Source organism: Actinopolymorpha pittospori (genome assembly GCF_014873875.1).
GTDB classification, from domain to species: Bacteria; Actinomycetota; Actinomycetes; order Propionibacteriales; family Actinopolymorphaceae; genus Actinopolymorpha; species Actinopolymorpha pittospori.
Genome location: NZ_JADBEM010000001.1, coordinates 1 through 16,104, shown reverse-complemented (window position 1 = coordinate 16,104; position 16,104 = coordinate 1). Strand labels below are relative to the sequence as shown.

12 protein-coding genes and 2 pseudogenes are annotated in these 16,104 nt (G+C 69.4%); 6 read left to right on the top strand and 8 right to left on the bottom strand.

The features are described 5' to 3' along the window. Positions 1–20: 20 nt before the first annotated feature. Positions 21–947 (bottom strand): carbohydrate ABC transporter permease, encoded by a 927-nt coding sequence (locus tag HEB94_RS00070; RefSeq protein ID WP_238361365.1) that lies wholly within the window; start codon positions 945–947, stop codon positions 21–23. Next, positions 947–1,879, bottom strand: coding sequence for a carbohydrate ABC transporter permease (locus HEB94_RS00065; RefSeq protein WP_192748053.1), 933 nt, complete (start codon positions 1,877–1,879; stop codon positions 947–949). Before HEB94_RS00065 ends, HEB94_RS00070 begins: the two co-directional genes overlap by 1 nt. Before the next feature lie 179 nt (positions 1,880–2,058). On the opposite strand from HEB94_RS00065, the gene HEB94_RS00060 reads away from it, so the two are divergent. The 6 genes from HEB94_RS00060 (at position 2,059) to HEB94_RS00035 (ending at position 8,709) form a co-directional block, all read left to right on the top strand. Continuing rightward, complete coding sequence (locus tag HEB94_RS00060) at positions 2,059–2,973, top strand: PfkB family carbohydrate kinase (RefSeq protein WP_192748052.1); 915 nt, start codon at positions 2,059–2,061, stop codon at positions 2,971–2,973. A 19-nt stretch (positions 2,974–2,992) separates the two neighbouring features. After that, a complete protein-coding gene (locus HEB94_RS00055; protein WP_192748051.1) occupies positions 2,993–3,904 on the top strand; it encodes an aldolase in 912 nt (303 codons plus the stop codon). Further along, positions 3,904–4,740 carry a DeoR family transcriptional regulator gene (locus HEB94_RS00050; protein WP_192748050.1) on the top strand — a complete coding sequence of 279 codons (837 nt, stop codon included), beginning with the start codon at positions 3,904–3,906 and terminating at the stop codon, positions 4,738–4,740. Before HEB94_RS00055 ends, HEB94_RS00050 begins: the two co-directional genes overlap by 1 nt. Beyond that, complete coding sequence (locus HEB94_RS00045) at positions 4,737–5,843, top strand: tartrate dehydrogenase (RefSeq protein ID WP_192748049.1); 1,107 nt, start codon at positions 4,737–4,739, stop codon at positions 5,841–5,843. The genes HEB94_RS00050 and HEB94_RS00045 overlap by 4 nt, the downstream gene beginning before the upstream one ends. Next, positions 5,840–7,255, top strand: a complete 1,416-nt coding sequence (locus HEB94_RS00040) for an aldehyde dehydrogenase family protein (protein ID WP_192748048.1) — start codon at positions 5,840–5,842, stop codon at positions 7,253–7,255. The genes HEB94_RS00045 and HEB94_RS00040 overlap by 4 nt, the downstream gene beginning before the upstream one ends. 296 nt (positions 7,256–7,551) lie before the next feature. After that, a complete protein-coding gene (locus HEB94_RS00035) occupies positions 7,552–8,709 on the top strand; it encodes a low temperature requirement protein A (protein WP_192748047.1) in 1,158 nt (385 codons plus the stop codon). A 61-nt stretch (positions 8,710–8,770) separates the two neighbouring features. Here the strand turns inward: HEB94_RS00035 and HEB94_RS00030 are convergent, their stop codons facing one another. From HEB94_RS00030 to HEB94_RS00005, 6 genes and pseudogenes are all read right to left on the bottom strand, one after another. Then, on the bottom strand, positions 8,771–10,738 hold the full coding sequence (locus tag HEB94_RS00030) for an ABC transporter substrate-binding protein (protein WP_192748046.1): 1,968 nt from the start codon (positions 10,736–10,738) through the stop codon (positions 8,771–8,773). A gap of 77 nt (positions 10,739–10,815) precedes the next feature. Beyond that, positions 10,816–11,943 (bottom strand): enolase C-terminal domain-like protein, encoded by a 1,128-nt coding sequence (locus tag HEB94_RS00025; protein ID WP_192748045.1) that lies wholly within the window; start codon positions 11,941–11,943, stop codon positions 10,816–10,818. After that, positions 11,924–12,214: pseudogene (locus tag HEB94_RS00020) on the bottom strand (FCD domain-containing protein); the annotation flags it as partial. The gene HEB94_RS00025 and the pseudogene HEB94_RS00020, both read right to left, overlap by 20 nt. Before the next feature lie 73 nt (positions 12,215–12,287). Then, positions 12,288–12,611: pseudogene (locus HEB94_RS54085) on the bottom strand (GntR family transcriptional regulator); the annotation flags it as partial. Positions 12,612–12,780: 169 nt separating this feature from the next. Next, positions 12,781–13,593 (bottom strand): SDR family NAD(P)-dependent oxidoreductase, encoded by an 813-nt coding sequence (locus tag HEB94_RS00010; protein ID WP_192748044.1) that lies wholly within the window; start codon positions 13,591–13,593, stop codon positions 12,781–12,783. A gap of 25 nt (positions 13,594–13,618) precedes the next feature. After that, positions 13,619–15,985, bottom strand: coding sequence for a glycoside hydrolase family 2 protein (locus HEB94_RS00005; protein WP_192748043.1), 2,367 nt, complete (start codon positions 15,983–15,985; stop codon positions 13,619–13,621). Positions 15,986–16,104 lie beyond the last annotated feature (119 nt).

Here is a 16,104-nt window from a genome sequence, read left to right as displayed (position 1 = left end):
TCAACGACGATCCGCCGTCCTCATTGCTTGACGCCTCCGGCGGTGAGGCCGGACTGCCAGTACCGCTGCATGAGCAGGAAGATGACGACGATCGGGATGATCGTGAGGAGCGAACCAGTGATGACCAGGTTGTAGATCTGGCGACCACCGGCCGAGACGACCTGGGCACTCCAGTGATTGAGGCCGACGGTCAACGGATACCACCGAGGATCACTCAGCATGATGAGCGGAAGGAAATAGTTGTTCCAGGTGGCGACGACGGTGAAGAGCAGAACCGTCACGAACCCCGGTGCGAGCAGGCGAAGCGCGATGGACAAGAAGATCCGCAGTTCGCCCGCGCCGTCCACCCGCGCGGCCTCCAACAGCTCTGGTGGCACCGCCTCCGAGGCGTAACTCCAGATCAGGTAGAGACCGAACGGGCTGATGAGGGAGGGGATGATGACGGCGAACGGACCGTTCGTCAGCCCCAGTGCGCTGAACATGAGGAACGTCGGCACGGCCAGCGCCGTGCCAGGGATGGCGATCGCGCCGAGGATGACGGCGAACACCGCCCGCTTGCCGGGGAAGTCGTAGCGGGCGAGCCCGTACCCGGCGAGCGTCGCGAGGATGGTCGCACCGCCCGCACCCACCACGACGTAGATCAGGGTGTTCACCATCCAGTGCCCGAAGACGCCGTTGTCGTAGGTGAAGGTGTCGGAGATGTTCTGCCACAACGCGAACGGATGGGCGAACCACAGTCCAAACGTCGACAACAACGACGACTGTGTCTTGGTCGCGTTGACGACGAGCCACGCCAGCGGCAGCAACGTGTAGACGACGAGCACCACCATCGCCACCGTCAGGGTGACCGACTTGCGTGGAGCGCGGAAGGACCGAGCGCCGGCACGTCGCCCCGAGGGCCGTGCCGGGGACTCCATGCTGAGGTCGGTAGAGGTCGTCGCAGCCATCAGCGACCGTCCTTCCGGATTCCGACGGTCTGTACGACATAGGCGACGACCATGGTGATGATCCCCATGATGATCGCGATCGCCGCCGCGTAGTTGAACTGCTGACCGCTGAAGGCGAGGTTGTAGGCGTACATGTTGGGCGTGAAGTTGGTGCTGATCGAGTTCGGGGCCAGCGTGCGCAACACGTTCGGTTCGTTGAACAGCTGGAAGCTGCCGATCACCGAGAAGATGAGGGCCACCACGAACGCCGAGCGCATCGCGGGCAGCTTGATCGCGCGGATGACGGCGAAGGTGCCGGCCCGGTCGATCTCAGCGGCCTCGTAGAGCTCCTTGGGTACGGTCCGCAACGCGGCGTAGAGGATCAACATGTTGTAGCCGATGAATCCCCAGGCCGCGATGTTGCCCATCGCCGCGAGAACCCACGTGTTAGACAGCGGGTCCGGCAGGGAGATCCCGAACGCCGAGTTGATGTTGCCCACCAGCCCGAAGTCGGTTCCGTAGATGAAGCCCCACATGAGCGCCGCGACCACGGAGGGTACGGCGTAGGGCAGGAACAGTGAGATCCGGAAGAACGCGGGGAAGCGCAGCCGGGCGCTGTCGAGCGCGAGCGCGGCGAACGTCGAGAGCGCGAGCATGATCGGGACCTGTACGAAGAAGAACAGGACCACCCGGCGAAGCGCGGACCAGAACTTCGGGTCGTGCAGCGCGGCGGTGTAGTTCGCGAACCCGGCGAAGACGTTGCCGCCGACGAGCCGGTCCTGGAAGAAGCTCAGGTAGATCGCGTAGACGACCGGCGCGATGAGGGTGAAGGCGAAGACCACCAGGAACGGTGCGAGAAAGCCCCATCCGGTCCACCGCCGCGAGCCACCCGACCGGCGGCTGCCGGAGCGAGCGTGACGCGAGTGTGCGGCGGGAAGCGATGGGGTCACCATGCGGTACCGCTCTGGGGCTGAGCGAGGCGTGGATCCATCTCAATCTCCATGGGCCGGGGAGGCTGGGTTGAGTCACTATAACCAAACTGTGTTCTAAATCAAACATGAGTTGATGTTTCTCAAACATTCGGGGTGTAGTGTGACCCCCGATGACCCGCCGATCGCGAAACGGAGCGCGCATGTCCACCCTCGACGTGATCTGCGTCGGAGCGGCGACCCTCGACACCATCGCGGCCGTCGCGACGATCCCCGCAGACGATGAGCGGGTCGTCGCCGACGCGTTCGTCACCGCGGGCGGAGGGCCCGCGGCGACCGCGGCCGTGGCACTGGCCCGGCTGGGTGCCCGGGTCGGGTTCTGCGGCGTCGTCGGCAACGACCAGGCCGGCCGCGCCATCCGCGACGGCCTCGCCGACGAAGGCGTCAACGTCGACTGGCTCGACGTCGACGACACCGTGCAGACCGCGCGCAGCGTCGTCCTCGCCTCCGCCTCCAGCGGCGGCCGCACGATCGTCACGACCCGCGCACCCGAGCCCCACCCCCGCGCCGTCCCACTCGAGGCCGCCCGATGGGTCCACGTCGACCAGTCCGGGCTGGACCCCGTGCGGTCCGCGCTCGCTGCCACGCCCGACCGGCCGCGGCTCAGCATCGACGCCGGCAACCCGATGACCGCACGGGACTGGACCGGGGTCGACCTCTACGTACCGTCGGTGCCCAGTCTTCGGCACCGCTACCCAGCCGCCCCGACCATCGAGGCCGCCCTCGCCGCGGCGACCGACGAGGGCGCCGCCCAGGTCGTCGCGACCGACGGGGCACGCGGCTCGTGGGTCCGCGCGGACGGCGTGAACCACCACGTCGCGAGCTTCACCGTCGAGGTCGTCTCGACGCTGGGAGCCGGCGACGTGTTCCACGGGGCTCTGCTCGCCGGCCTTGTCACCGGCCGATCCCTGCTGGACGCCGTGCGGGACGCCAACGCGGCCGCGGCCATGTCCTGCCGCGCACTCGACGGCCGATCGGCGATCCCCCGCCGGGACGCGCTCGACGCCTTCGTCGCCAAGCGTGCGGAATCCGTCACCATGTCCGGATCCGCGCAATGAACCAGGGAGAGAGAAACCGGTGACCGTGAACAAGCCCGTCGACGAACGCCTGGCGCCCCTCATGACCGCGGAGGGCGGGTTCGCCATGGTCGCACTCGACCAGCGCGAGTCCCTCCGCGAGATGTTTCCCGCGGGGCCCGGAGGCGAACTCGTCGGAGACGACGCGTTGCGTGACTTCAAGCGCACTGCCGCGCAGGTCCTCACCCCCCACGCTTCCGGCGTCCTGCTCGACCGCCCCTACGCCGTCACCACCGCGCAACGCCCCACCTGGATCGCGCCGACCTGCGGGCTGCTGCTGGCGGTCGACGTCCTGCACAGCGTCCGCGGAGCAGGTGTCGCCGACACCGACCTCGACGAGGACGTCACCCCCGAGTTCATCAAGGGCGCCGGCGCGACGGCGATCAAGCTCCTCATCATCTGGCGACGCGGCCAGGACAAGCACGTCCGCACCGTCCAGCGGTTCCTCGAACTCGCCGCCGCGGCCGGGGTGGGCACCTTCGTCGAAGGCATCGTGCGGCCCCCGGTCGACGCCGACTGGAAGAGCCCCGCCGATCGTCACGAGGCGATCCTCGAAGCGGCGGCCGACCTCTCACCCGGCGCGAGCGTCTACAAGGCGGAGGTGCCGGGCTATGTCGCGGGCGATGTCAGCGGAGTTGTGGACCAGTCGCGCGCACTGACCGAGGTGGTCGACGGTCCGTGGGTTGTCCTGTCCAACGGAGTGCGGCAGGCTGACTTCGCCGATGCTGTCACCGAGGCGTGCGCCGGCGGCTCCTCTGGATTCCTCGCGGGCCGAGCCATCTGGTCCGACACCGTGGCCGAAGGTGACCAGCGGGCGGCACTCCTCGACCGCGCGGTGCCGAGACTGCATGCCCTGTCCGACATCGTGCGCACGTCTCGGATCGACAGCCAGACCGCGAAGGGGAAGCTGTAGTGCCCGAGACCGACACCTCGTTCGCCTACGCCTCGGCCTCCGAGCGTCGCGAGCGGCTCGCCCAGTTCGTGACCGGACAGGGCTACTGCACCATCCTGGAACTCGCCCAACTCTTCGGTGTCTCGGAGATGACGATCCGCCGCGACGTCGGCCGCCTCGTCGGGGAGGGCCGGCTCCGCAGCTTCCACGGCGGCGTCGGGTCGCTCGTACCCACCGACATCCTGGGCGTCGACTACACCGCCCGACACCACTCCCACGCCGACGCCAAGCGGGCGATCGCCGCGCGTGCGGTCCGGATGGTGCGGCCGGGCGCGGTCATCGCCATCGACGCCGGCACGACACCCGCCGGGCTGGCCGGCCTGCTCGGTCCGGAGCTGCGGGCGCAGATCATCACACCGTCGCTGCCGGTGGTCTCCACGCTCGCGACCCATCCCGGCGTCGAGGTGACCTGCCTGGGCGGCATCCTGCACTCGGAGTCGCTCTCCTTCTCCGGCCCCTCCACCCTGGCCGCCATCTCCAACCTGCACGTCGAGACGCTCTTCCTCGCCGCCAGCGGCCTCGGCGAGCGGGGCGCCTTCTGCGGCAACGGCTTCGACGCCATCACCAAACGCGCCCTGATCGACGTCTCCGACAACGTCGTCCTCCTCGCCGACTCCTCGAAGTTCACCACGTCCTCCATGGTGCGCGTGTGCGGCTGGGACGCGATCGACGTCCTGGTCACCGACGACGCGCTGCGCCGGGAGGACGAGGAGATGCTCGCCCACTACGAGGTGACCATCGAGAAGACCCGCTCCGCACATCCAGACAACCTCGAGCTCGAAGGATCCGCGTCATGACCAGCGCGAGCATCGCCGTCGTCGCGGGCGACGGCATCGGCCAGGAAGTCATGCCCGCCGCGATCCGCTGCGTCGACGCGGTGACGGCCCACTACGACGTCTCCCTGGACTGGCGGGAGTACGACTGGGGCTCGGACTTCTACCGCCGTACCGGCGCGATGATGCCCGTCGACGGCATCGACCAGCTCTCCAAGCACGACGCGATCTTCCTCGGCGCGGTCGGAACCCCCGACATCCCCGACACCGAGACCCTGTGGGGTCTGCTCATCCCCATCCGCCGCGAGTTCCAGCAGTACGTCAACCTGCGCCCCGCGCGGACCCTGCCGGGCCTCACCCCCGTGCTCCGCGCCGACCAGCCGATCGACATGGTGATCGTGCGGGAGAACAACGAGGGCGAGTACTCCGAGATCGGCGGCCGCTACGCCCGCGGCACCGAGGCGGAGGCGGCCATCCAGGAGGCCGTGTTCACCCGGACGGGCATCACCCGCGTCGCACGCTTCGCCGCCGACCTCGCGGTCACCCGCCGCGGCTCGCTGACCTCGGCGACCAAGAGCAACGGCATCGTCCACACCATGCCCTTCTGGGACGAGGTTGTCGCGGGCGTCGTCGACGAGGTGGCCGCCGACCACCCGGGCCTCACCCTGCGCAACGTCCTGGTCGACGCGCTCGCCGCCGCCCTGGTGCTGCGGCCCTGGGACTTCGACGTCATCGTCGCCTCGAACCTGCTCGGCGACATCCTGTCCGACCTGGCCAGCGCGATCACCGGCTCGATCGGCGTCGCGCCGAGCGCCAACCTCAACCCGCCACGCCGCTACCCGTCGATGTTCGAACCCGTCCACGGCTCCGCCCCGGACATCGCCGGGCAGGGCATCGCCAACCCGATCGGACAGATCTGGAGCGGCGCGCTCATGCTCGACCACCTGGGCCAGCCCCGCGCCGCCGCGCACCTCGTCGCCGCGTTCGAGCAGGCACTGGCCGACGGCGTGCGCACACGTGACCTCGGCGGGACCGCGGGAACGGAGGAGTTCGTGACCGCGGTCCTGGCCAACATCGACAGCGTCGGACCCACCCTCGACGCACAGCAGGAGGAACGGCAACCGTGACAGACCAGGGCCTGTTCATCGACGGCAGCTGGAGCGACCGCGCGGAGCGGACACCGCAGTACGACACGTGGACGCGCGAACAGATCGGCACCGTCGCGGTCGGCACCGCCGCCGACACGACGAAGGCCGTCGACGCCGCGTACCGCGCGATGCGTACGCCGTGGCCGGTGCACGCCCGCGCCGAAGCGCTGCGCCGCGCGGCGGGCCTGGTCGCCGAACGCGCCGAGTCCTTCGCCCAGCTCATCACGGCGGAGGTCGGCAAGCCGATCACCGCCGCGCGCGGGGAGGTCGCCCGCGCTGTGGAGACGTTGCGCTGGTCGGCGGAGGAAGCCAAGCGGCTGCCGGGGGAGCGGGTCCCCCTGGACGCCGTGGCCAGCGGCGAGGGAACCTTCGCGTTCACCCAGCCCGTCGCCAAGGGCGTCGTGGCCGCGATCACGCCCTTCAACTTCCCCATCAACCTCCTTCTGCACAAGCTCGGACCGGCGCTGGCCGCGGGCTGCGCCGTCGTGGTGAAGCCGTCGGACCACGCACCCCTGACCGCCGGGCTGATGGTGAGGGTCTTCGAGGAGGCCGGCGTCCCCGCGGGCTGGCTCAACCTCGTGACCGGCCCGCCGCCGGAGATCGTCGGCGCCCTGCAAGCCGACGACCGGGTGGCGGTCGTGACGTTCACCGGGTCCGGCCGGGTCGGCTGGGCGCTCAAGGCCCAGGCCCCGCGCAAGGACTACGTACTCGAACTCGGCTCGAACACCGCGATGGTCGTGGCGGCCGACGCCGACATCGCCCGGGCCGCACGCGCCGCGGCTGACGCCTCCTTCGTCTACGCCGGCCAGGCGTGCGTGTCACTGCAGCGGCTCTACGTCGACCGGGCCGTCGCGGAGGAGTTCGTCGCGGCGCTCACCGACATCGTGCGGGCCATGCCGGTCGGCGACCCGCGACTGGAGTCCACCGTCGTGGGCCCGCTCATCTCCGCCGACGCGACCAAGCGGCTGGAGAGCTGGATCGACTCGGCCAAGCAGAGCGGCGCGCGGATCCTCACCGGTGGTGCCGTGGCCGATGGGCTGCTTCCTCCGACCATCCTCACCGACGTACCCGCCGACCACCCCCTCGTGTGTGAGGAGGCGTTCGGACCCGTCCTCAGCGTGCTCACCGTCGACGGCCTCGCTGATGCCATCGCGCAGGTCAACGCGGCCGACTACGCCCTGAACACCTCGATCTACACCTCCGACATCGCCACCGCGATGAAGTACGCCAACGAGGCCGAGGCCGGCACGGTCCTGATCAACATGCCGCCGTCCTACCGTGCCGACCACATGCCCTACGGCGGGGTCAAGGGATCCGGTCAGGGCCTCGAGGGCGTCCGCTACGCGATCGCGGACCTGGTCCGCGAGAAGCTCCTGGTCCTGCACGCCTGAGCCGGCGAGCCGTGGTCGCGTCGGCCGCCTCGACGGCGCGGCCACGGCTTGTTCTGCCCCGGCGCCATCCGGCTGCCGGGTCCCGTGCGACCTACCGGACCAGCTCCAGCTCGTACTCCTACGATGCTCGTTGCCGGTGCGGCTCGGGCCGGCAAGCTGCGGTCTCACCTAGCTTCACGTAAGGACCTACGTTGTGCCGACTCACTCGCCCGCCCAGCTTGACAGGCCAGGCCAGTGCCATGGCCGTGCGGTGATAGCTGCTCCCGCATGGATGGACACCGTCTGAGACGGCCGTCGTGACCACGCACACCTCGGGCGAGCCACAGCCCCGCGGAGAGCAGGAAAGACGGCAGACCACACCGCTGGAACTGTTTCTCGATCTCGCCTTCACAGCGGCTGTCGCCGGCCTGTCGGCCCATCTCGTCCACCACCCCACAGGCCGCAACGTCGCGATCTTCGCCGGATTGTTCGTCGCGGTCTGGTGGCTGTGGGTGGTGCAGACCTTCGCTGCTGACCGACTGGATGACGACAGTCTGCCTCACCGCGTCGTCGTCCTCGCTGGAGCAGTCGCCGTTGCTGTGCTCGCGGCCGCCGCCACCGATGTGCCGGGCCACGGTGACACGCTGTTCGTGACCGCCTACCTCGCCGGGCGCGCGATACCCGCGGTCCTGTACCTGCGGGCCTCCGCCCGACGGGGCCACCTGCGGCGCATCACCCTCAGCTTCTGCACCGGGTCACTACTGGCCGCACCCTTGTGGATCGGTGGCCTGCTCGTCGCCAATGGCTACGCGCGCGTGGCGCTGTGGGCGGGCGCGCTCCTCGTGGAACTCGCCCTGCCCTTCCTCAACAGCAAGGCAGTCGCCGCCGCACCCCGCTCACCCTCGCACCTGTCCGAGCGTTACGACCTCTTCACCATCATCGTGCTCGGCCAGTCCCTCATCGGCCCCACCACCGCCCTCGATGAAGCCCCCGACACGCTGCGGGTCGTCCTCGCCGCAGTCCTTGCCATCGGTATCACCGGCTGCCTGTGGTGGGCCTACTTCGGCTTCCGCGTACCCCAACCCGCCTTCACCGGCGGCTTCGCCCAACTGCAGGTGTTCAGCCTCGGCTACATCCCGCTGACTCTCGCCGTCGCCGCCACCGGCACCGGCGGCGCCCTTCTGGTTGAGCAGACCCTTCACCGCCCCGACGCGCCACTGCCGCCGGTGGCGCGGCTCTGCCTGTACGGCGGAGCGTTCCTCTTCCTCGCCGCCCAGGCCACCATCCGGGTGACCTTCACCGGTCCCGACCGCACCGTCAGAGTCCGCGTGGCGGCTGCCGTCATCCTCAGCGTTGTCGCTGCGCGCCTCAACGCCCCGGTCGGCGCCGCCATCCTCCTCGCAGCTCTGATGGTTTGCCTGACGCTCGAGCGCTATCCCATCCGGATGCCGGCGCGCTTCGCGGGCACGAGCTGAGATGACCGGTCGTCGGTCTCGGTGACGCCTGGAGCCACTGCTCCTCACCTCCCGGGCAGGCTCACGCGTCGTCGAAGAAGTACTGACACGGGTTGCTCGGCGCCGGTTCGGGATAGGTCCAGCCCTGGCTGGAGTACATCTGCTTCGGCACGTTGCGGAAGTTGTTCCGGGCGATGCCGTAACCCTTGGCGGGCAGGTTGATGCCGATGGCGGGGAACCGGTCGGTCGTGATCTGCAGGATCTCCTTCATCAGGTCCCGCTGCCGCTCCGCCTGCCGCGTCGCCTTGAGCTCCTCGTACAGCTCCATCTGCCGCCGTACGTCGGCCGGTGGCTCCTCGCCCTCCTTCCCGTAGCTGGCGTACCACGCGACCCAGGTGCCCTTCTCGTTGCCGGCGACGGGGAGGTACTCGCGCGGGTCCATGATCACGTTGACGCCGCCGAAGGCGAGCGTGATCGCGATGTCCTGGGTGTTGGCGTCCCGCCGGGTCTCCACCAGGGTGCGGGCCACCGTGTCGGCCCGCGCGTCGATCCCGACCGCCCGCCAGTTCCGGACGATGAACTGCGCGACGTCGATCCACTCCGGCCCTTCCTCCACCGTCGTGTCCAGCTGGATGAAGATGGGCTTGCCGTTGGGGCCCAGCCGCAGACCGTCGCCGTCGCGGCGCGGGTAGCCGGCCCGGTCGAGGTACTCGTTCGCCTTGGCGACGTCGTACTCGACGTACTGCTTGGCGAGTCTCTCGTCGTAGAACTCGGTCTCCCGGCGCGGTGAGCCCTGCCAGGGCTCACCCTGGCCGCGGTAGACGACCTTGATGATCTCGGCCCGGTTCAGGGCGTACGAGAGCCCGATCCGGAAGTTCTTGTTCTGGAAGATCTCCCGCTTCACCGGGTCCTTGTGGGTGAGGTTCAGGGTGAGCATCGCGGCGTTCATCGGGTCGGCATTGAGGTCGAAGAACCGGTAGTCGCCCTTCTCCCGGTTCTGCCCGATGACCGGCTTGTTCTCCAGGGTGTTGATGTGGCGGGAGTGCATGTCGAACTCGCCGTTGAGCGCCTTGAGCAGGCAGGTCTGCACGTTCTGCAGATAGGTGTAGACGATCTCGTCGATGTAGGGCAGCTGGCTCCCGTCGGGATCGACCTTCCAGTAGTAGGGGTTGCGCTTGGCGACGACGCGCTGGTTGCCGGTGTAGGGGCTGGTGACGATCCAGGCGTTCAGGGTCGGCATCGCGGTATTGATCGCCCAGTCCGACCGGGCGGAGAACAGGCCCACCCAGTCGTCGAACCCGGCGTCGCCGGCCAGCTTGTCGACGTTCGGGTTGTACTTCGCGTGGAACTCGCGAAGGTAGTGACGCGGCGTCGCCACGATGGCGATGGCGTTCCCGTTGCCGGAGGCGACGAGACGTTCGAACAGCGCGTTCGGCGTCGTGGGGAACCGGACGACGAAGGTGAGGTCGTCGACCTTCTCCAGCTCCATCGGCTCCTGGCCGCCGCACATCATGCGTTCCTTCACCGAGGTGACCTCGGTGTTCATGAAGACGTCCTCGTACCAGAAGAGCACGTCGTCGGCGGTGAACGGCTCGCCGTCGGACCACCTCATCCCTTCGCGCAGGTGGAAGGTGTACTCACTGGCGTCGTCGTTGACCTCGTACCGCTCGGCGACGTTCGGGGTGATCTTGTTCCACTCGGTGTTGTAGCGCAGCAGCCCCTCGTAGGTGAGGGTGCGTTCCATCCAGGGCCGGTCGGCGTCCGCGACCAGGGCGGTCCGCCAGGTCCCGCCGTACCTGCCGATCCGTTCGACGGGGTTCACCACCAGCGGGCTCTTGGGGAGCCGCTGCTCCACGGGAGGAAGCTTGCCCTGCTTCACCTGGGCGGCCAGGGCCGGAGCCTCCTTGCCCTTGGGGGCGCCGGTGGCGCGGGAGTCCCCACCCTTGCCGGTCGGCTCCGTCGAGAACACGTCACAGCCCGACAGCGACACCGCGGCGATCGCCATCCCGGCCGTGGTCAGGAACTTCTTCCGAGAAACCGCGTGATCCACGAGCTCACTCCGTTCCTCTCACGAGATGAAGGGTCAGCGAGCAGAGGCTGGTCGGCGCTGCCGCGACCTCGAACGCGTCAGGCCCACCAGGCCTTCGACTTCGACAGCGGCTGCGGCTGGAAGGCCAGCTCCCGCATCGCCTCGACGTCCAGATCGGCGCCCAGGCCCGGCGCGGACGGCACCTCGAAGTGCCCGTCGACGACCTTCGGGCCGTCGGGGCAGATGCGATCCCTGATACCGGACTCGCGCGCCATCGTCTCCAGGACCAGGAAGTTGGGGATCGCGGCCGCGAGGTGGATGGAGGCGAGGGTCGCGATCGGCCCGCCAGGGTTGTGCGGGGCGACGCTCACGTAGTACGTGTCCGCCATGGTCGCGATCTTGCGTACCTCGGTGATACCACCCGCGTGCATCAGGTCTGGCTGCACGATCCGGCACCCGCTCCGCTCCAGCAGCTCCCGAAACTCCCACCGCGACAGCAGCCGTTCACCGGTGGCGATCGGGACCGGCAGCACCTGCTGCAGGTCCGCCATCACCTTGGCGTTCTCGAACGGAATCGGCTCCTCGAACCACCCCGGCCGGTACGGCGCGAGCAACTCCGCCGCACGCAGCGCGGTCCTCGGCGAGAGCCGCTCCGCGCACTCGACGAAGATCTCCGTGGTCGGCCCGGCACCCTCCCGGGCAGCCGCCATGAACTCAGCCGCCCGGACCAGCGACCCGAGTTCGTCGGCGTTGTCCCACCGGTCACTGAGCGACCACTTGAACCCGCCGTAGCCCAGCTTCAGCGCCTCGACCGCGCCCGCGTGGGCCTCCTCCGGCGACCTCGCCTCGCGCAGCCAGTGGCTCGCGTACGCGCGCACCCGCGGCCGCAGCGCACCGCCGAGCAGCCGGCTCACAGGAACGCCGAGCCGCTTGCCCTCCAGGTCCCACAGCGCCAGGTCCACGGCGCTCAGCGCGGTGTTCTGGACCGCGCCGCCCCGCCACCGCCACCCGTGGTACAGCTGCTGCCAGTGCACCTCCGGCCCGGCGAACTCGGCGCCGACGAGCAGCGGGCTCAGCTCCCGGACCGCCGTCTCGACCGACTCGATCGCCCCGTGCAGCGAACCCTCGCCCCAGCCGACCAGCCCCTCGTCGGTGGACACCCGGACGAACAGCCAGTTGCACCAGTCGGCCCAGAACTTGAACGTCTCAACCTTGGTGATGCGCACGTGGTTCGCTCTCCTGTCCTCTGATCAGGTGGTCGACATAGGTCATGGCGTGGCGACGGTGCAGCCGTTCGAGCTCCTCGCCACGCCCCTGCCGCAGCAGGGTGTACAGCTGGCGATGCTCGGCCTGCGCGGCCACCAGATAGGCGCTGTCGAGACCGGTGTCGGCGAGCCGGTACCGCTCGGTGTTTCGGGCGATGTCGGCGATCGCCGCCTGCAGCGCCCGCGACGGCGCCCGGTGCACGAAGCTGTCGTGGAACTCCCGGTTGAGCCCGGCGGAACTCGCCGACGTCGCCCGCCGCGGTCGCTTGCTCCAAAGCGGCGAGAAGCCCGTCGGTGACCGCGAACTCCGCCGCGGACATCACCCGGCACGCCTCGGCGGCGGCGTACCCCTCCAGCAGCCCGCGGACGGCGAACAACTCCCGCAACTGCTCATGCGACGCCTTGGACACGATCACGCCGCGGTAGGGGGTCTCGGTGACCAGGCCCTCATGCTGCAGCCGCCGCAACGCCTCCCGCACCGGGGTGATGCTGACGTCGAACTGCCTGGCCAGCCTGTCGATGACGAGCTTCTGGCCCGGGACCAGCTGGCCCGAGGAGATCAGCTCCCCGAGCCGCTCGTACACGGCGTCGGTCAACGTCCCCCGCCCCAACGGGTGGATCGTGCTCATGGCGTGGATCATGCATGATCCACGGGCGTCGTCACAGGGGGTGGCGCTCCCGCGACCGGAATCGGAAGACCAATCGGAAGACGAAACGGGAGGCGGACGCACTGATCGCCGGCGCCGATGAACCGGCGCCGGCGATCAGGGTGTTCAGGTGTTGCGGGTGTGTGGGTGCTCAGATGATGGTGGACTCGTCGCCCGCCGCCGCGAACTCATACGCCACGCTCGGCACCTGGGTCGCGAGCTTGCCGCCGCTCACGTCGATGAGCGTGCCGGTGATGTAGCTCGCCTGGTCCGAGGCGAGGAAGCACAAAAGGTTGCCGATGTCCTCGGTCGAACCCCACCGCCGCAGCGTCAGCGTGTTGAGGAGTCGGTCCTGCTCCTCCTGCGGGCGCTCGGTGAAGTGGTTGAGCGTGGTCGGCACCATGCCCGGCGCGTAGGCGTTCACCGTGATGTTCCACGGCCCGACTTCACCCGCGAGAGCGCGGGTGAAGTGCGCGACCGCCGCCTTGGAGGACGCGTACGCCGCGTGCGCCACGCTCGGGACGATCGCGGCGAACGACGACGCGTTCAGGATCCGGCCGAAGCCCTGGTGCTTCATGACCGGCACGACCGCCTTGCACATGAGGAAGACGGCGGTGAGGTTCACCTCGTGGCAGCGTCGCCACGCCTCCTCGGGCAGCGTGTCGATGGGACCGGTGGCGGTGACGCCGGCGTTGTTCACGAGGATGTCGATACGGCCGAACCGCTGCCGCACCTGCTCGACCACCTCGGTGATCTGCGCCGAGTCCGTCACGTCGCAGCGAAGCTGCAGCGAGGCGACCGGCGAGGACGCCAGCTCCGCCTGCAGCGAGTCCAGGTCGTCCTGGTTGACGTCGAGCGCGACGGTCTGCACGCCCTCGGCCGCGAGTCGGAGTACGAGGTCGCGGCCGATGCCGCGCCCCCCGCCGGTGACGATGGCCGTCTTGCCCGACAGATCGATCTGCATGTCCTGCTCCCCAGCTTCCGGGTCTTTAGTTGGCGCGGCTTGTGAGGATCGCGGTGGTGCTGCCCCACTCCGGCGTGCTCGCACGCACGATGATGCGGCCGGGTTCCCCCGCGACGGAGCGAACCCACACGGCCGCCACGGCGCCGGTGTCGTCCAGGTCGAAGGGGTTGTCACCGATCAGCTCGCCGGGGCCGCTGACCTCGAGGTCCACGACCGCGCGGGAGCTGCCGCGGGCCTCGCCGTAGCGGTCGACGACCGCGAGGACGACCCGTACGGCGTCGACCCCGTCGGCGAGGATCTCCGTCTCGTCCGGGGTCAGGGCGAGCGAGTCACCGGAGCGGTCGCCGGAGAAGCGCCGCGTCCCGACCAGCTTCCCGTCCAGGTAGCCGTCGATGCGCAGCTCAGGGTCGTCGGTCTCGGCGAGGGTGAGGTCGACGAAGGACGGGGCGTAGGGCAGGTGCGGGAACCGCTCCCGGTCCGGTGCGATCGAGGCCACGTGCCGCTCACCGAGGTACACCTCGAGCCGGTCGCAGTTGGAGCAGATCATCGCCTCCGCCCCGGGGGACCAGAGCCGGCCCTCGGCCCGACCGCCGAACGCGTTCGCCTGGCCGAACTCCGGCGGGTTCCACGTGAACGCCGGTTCGATGACCACCCGCCGGGCCGGATCGACCTGGGAGCGATAGATGGCCGCGCCCGGCTTGAGCACCCGGAACACGTCGCCCAGCCCGGAGGTCTTCACGCCACGGTGGTGGTTGCCCATGTTGGCCTCGTAGTCGAAGCCGACCCAGGCGAGCAGGCCCGCGAAGCGGTGGTCGCCCATCGCCTCGTCGTGGGAGTAGGCGTAGTCCAGCGCCTGGTGCTGCTGGACGTCAGCCGGGTCCGCGCGCCGGTACAGCGTGGTCGGGCTGCTCCGGGTCGAGATGGCCTCGCTCAACAGGTAGGGGCGGCCGTCGATGGGCTCCAGGAGCAGCGGTCGCCGCTCGCCCCGCTCGTCGACGGTCGTGTGGTAGTCGTCGTAGCCGAACAGGTCGTGCTGGAACACCTGGGTCCGCGCGTACTCGCCGTGCATCGTCCCGCTCGTGGTGCGCGTCGGGTCGAGCTTCTTGACCAGCGCCTCGGTACGGGCGTAGAAGTCGGGCCGGTCCGGGGTCTCGTTGAGCCGGGCGCCCCAGACGATGATCGAGGGCCGGTGCCGGTCCCGCGCGATCATGGCCTCGATGTCCTGCGCGATGAGGTCCTGCCACGCCGAGTCGCCGACGTACTGCCAGCCCGGCGGCTCCTCCCAGACCAGCAGCCCGAGTTCGTCGCAGGCGTCCAGGAAGGACTCGGTCTGCGGGTAGTGCGAGCAGCGGACCATCACACAGTTGAGGTCACGCTTGATGATCTGCGCGTCCTGCCGGTGGACGCGGTCGGGCATCGCGAAGCCGGTGAAGGGGAAGTAGCCGTGCCGGTTGACACCGAGCAGGTAGCGGCGGGTGCCGTTGAGGTAGAAGCCGTCCGGCTCGAAGCGCGCTTCGCGGTATCCGGTGCGCAGCCGCTCCTCGTGGACGGGCTGGCCGTCCAGGGTGAGGGACACGACGACGTCGTAGAGGCGCGGGTCGTCGACGTCCCACAGCTGGACGTCGCGCAACCCACCGAGCTCGACGTCGACCGCGCCGGTGCCGGCCGCGGAGTCGAGGCTGACATCGGCGCTGGCCAGCACCTGCTCACCGTCGCGCAGGTCCACGCGCACCGTGCCGCTGGCTCCGGAGGTCAGGCCGTCGATGGCCACCCCGAAGGTCGAGCGCCGCCGGTCGGGGTCGAGGGCGTCGTGATGGGTGGTGGTGATCTGGCTGATGAACGTCGCCGGTACGGCGCGCAGCCGCACGGACCGGTGGATGCCGCCGGGCTGGAGGTAGTCCAGGGAGGAACTCAGCGCGGGCGCCGGGATGTTGGGCGGCACGTTGAGGTTGAAGCGCGAGTCGACCACGACCGTCAGGACGTTGTCGGAGTTTTCGGAGTTGGCCTGAACCAGGTCGGTGATCTCGAAGGAGAACGGCAGGTAGCCGCCCCGGTGCTGCCCCAGCTCGGTGCCGTTCAGGCTCACCACGGCCGTCGTCATGGCGGCGCCGAAGTCGACGAAGATCCGCTGCCCACGGAAGTCCTCCGGAACCGCGAAGTGCCTGCGGTAGACCCAGACCTTCTCCCAGCTCTCCGGGTTCCACAGCTTCCAGGACAGGGGCGTGACCGTGTGCGGCACGGTGACGGCCGTCCAGTCCGCGTCCTTGGTGGCCTCGGAACGCAGCCGGGCCAGGACGTCGGGGTCGAGCGCGTCCTCGATCCCCGGCAGCGGGACCTCACCGCCGAACCGCCAGTCGGTGTCGAGGCTGATCGATCGGGTGGCTGTGCTCATCGGGGCGAGTCCTCCGAGGTGGTCGAGTCGGTACGTCGGGACTGGTCGGCGGCCAGTGCGGCCTCGCGGGTACGCACGGACACCTTCCGCGAGTCACCCCAGTAGGTCGCCCGCGCCTC

Coding starts and splice junctions, on each gene's coding strand:
- HEB94_RS00045 (WP_192748049.1), top strand. CDS start 4,737: ATGACCAGCGCGAGCATCGCCGTCGTCGCGGGCGACGGCATCGGCCAG.
- HEB94_RS00005 (WP_192748043.1), bottom strand. CDS start 15,985: ATGAGCACAGCCACCCGATCGATCAGCCTCGACACCGACTGGCGGTTC.
- HEB94_RS00010 (WP_192748044.1), bottom strand. CDS start 13,593: ATGCAGATCGATCTGTCGGGCAAGACGGCCATCGTCACCGGCGGGGGG.
- HEB94_RS00070 (WP_238361365.1), bottom strand. CDS start 947: ATGGCTGCGACGACCTCTACCGACCTCAGCATGGAGTCCCCGGCACGG.
- HEB94_RS00060 (WP_192748052.1), top strand. CDS start 2,059: ATGTCCACCCTCGACGTGATCTGCGTCGGAGCGGCGACCCTCGACACC.
- HEB94_RS00065 (WP_192748053.1), bottom strand. CDS start 1,879: ATGGTGACCCCATCGCTTCCCGCCGCACACTCGCGTCACGCTCGCTCC.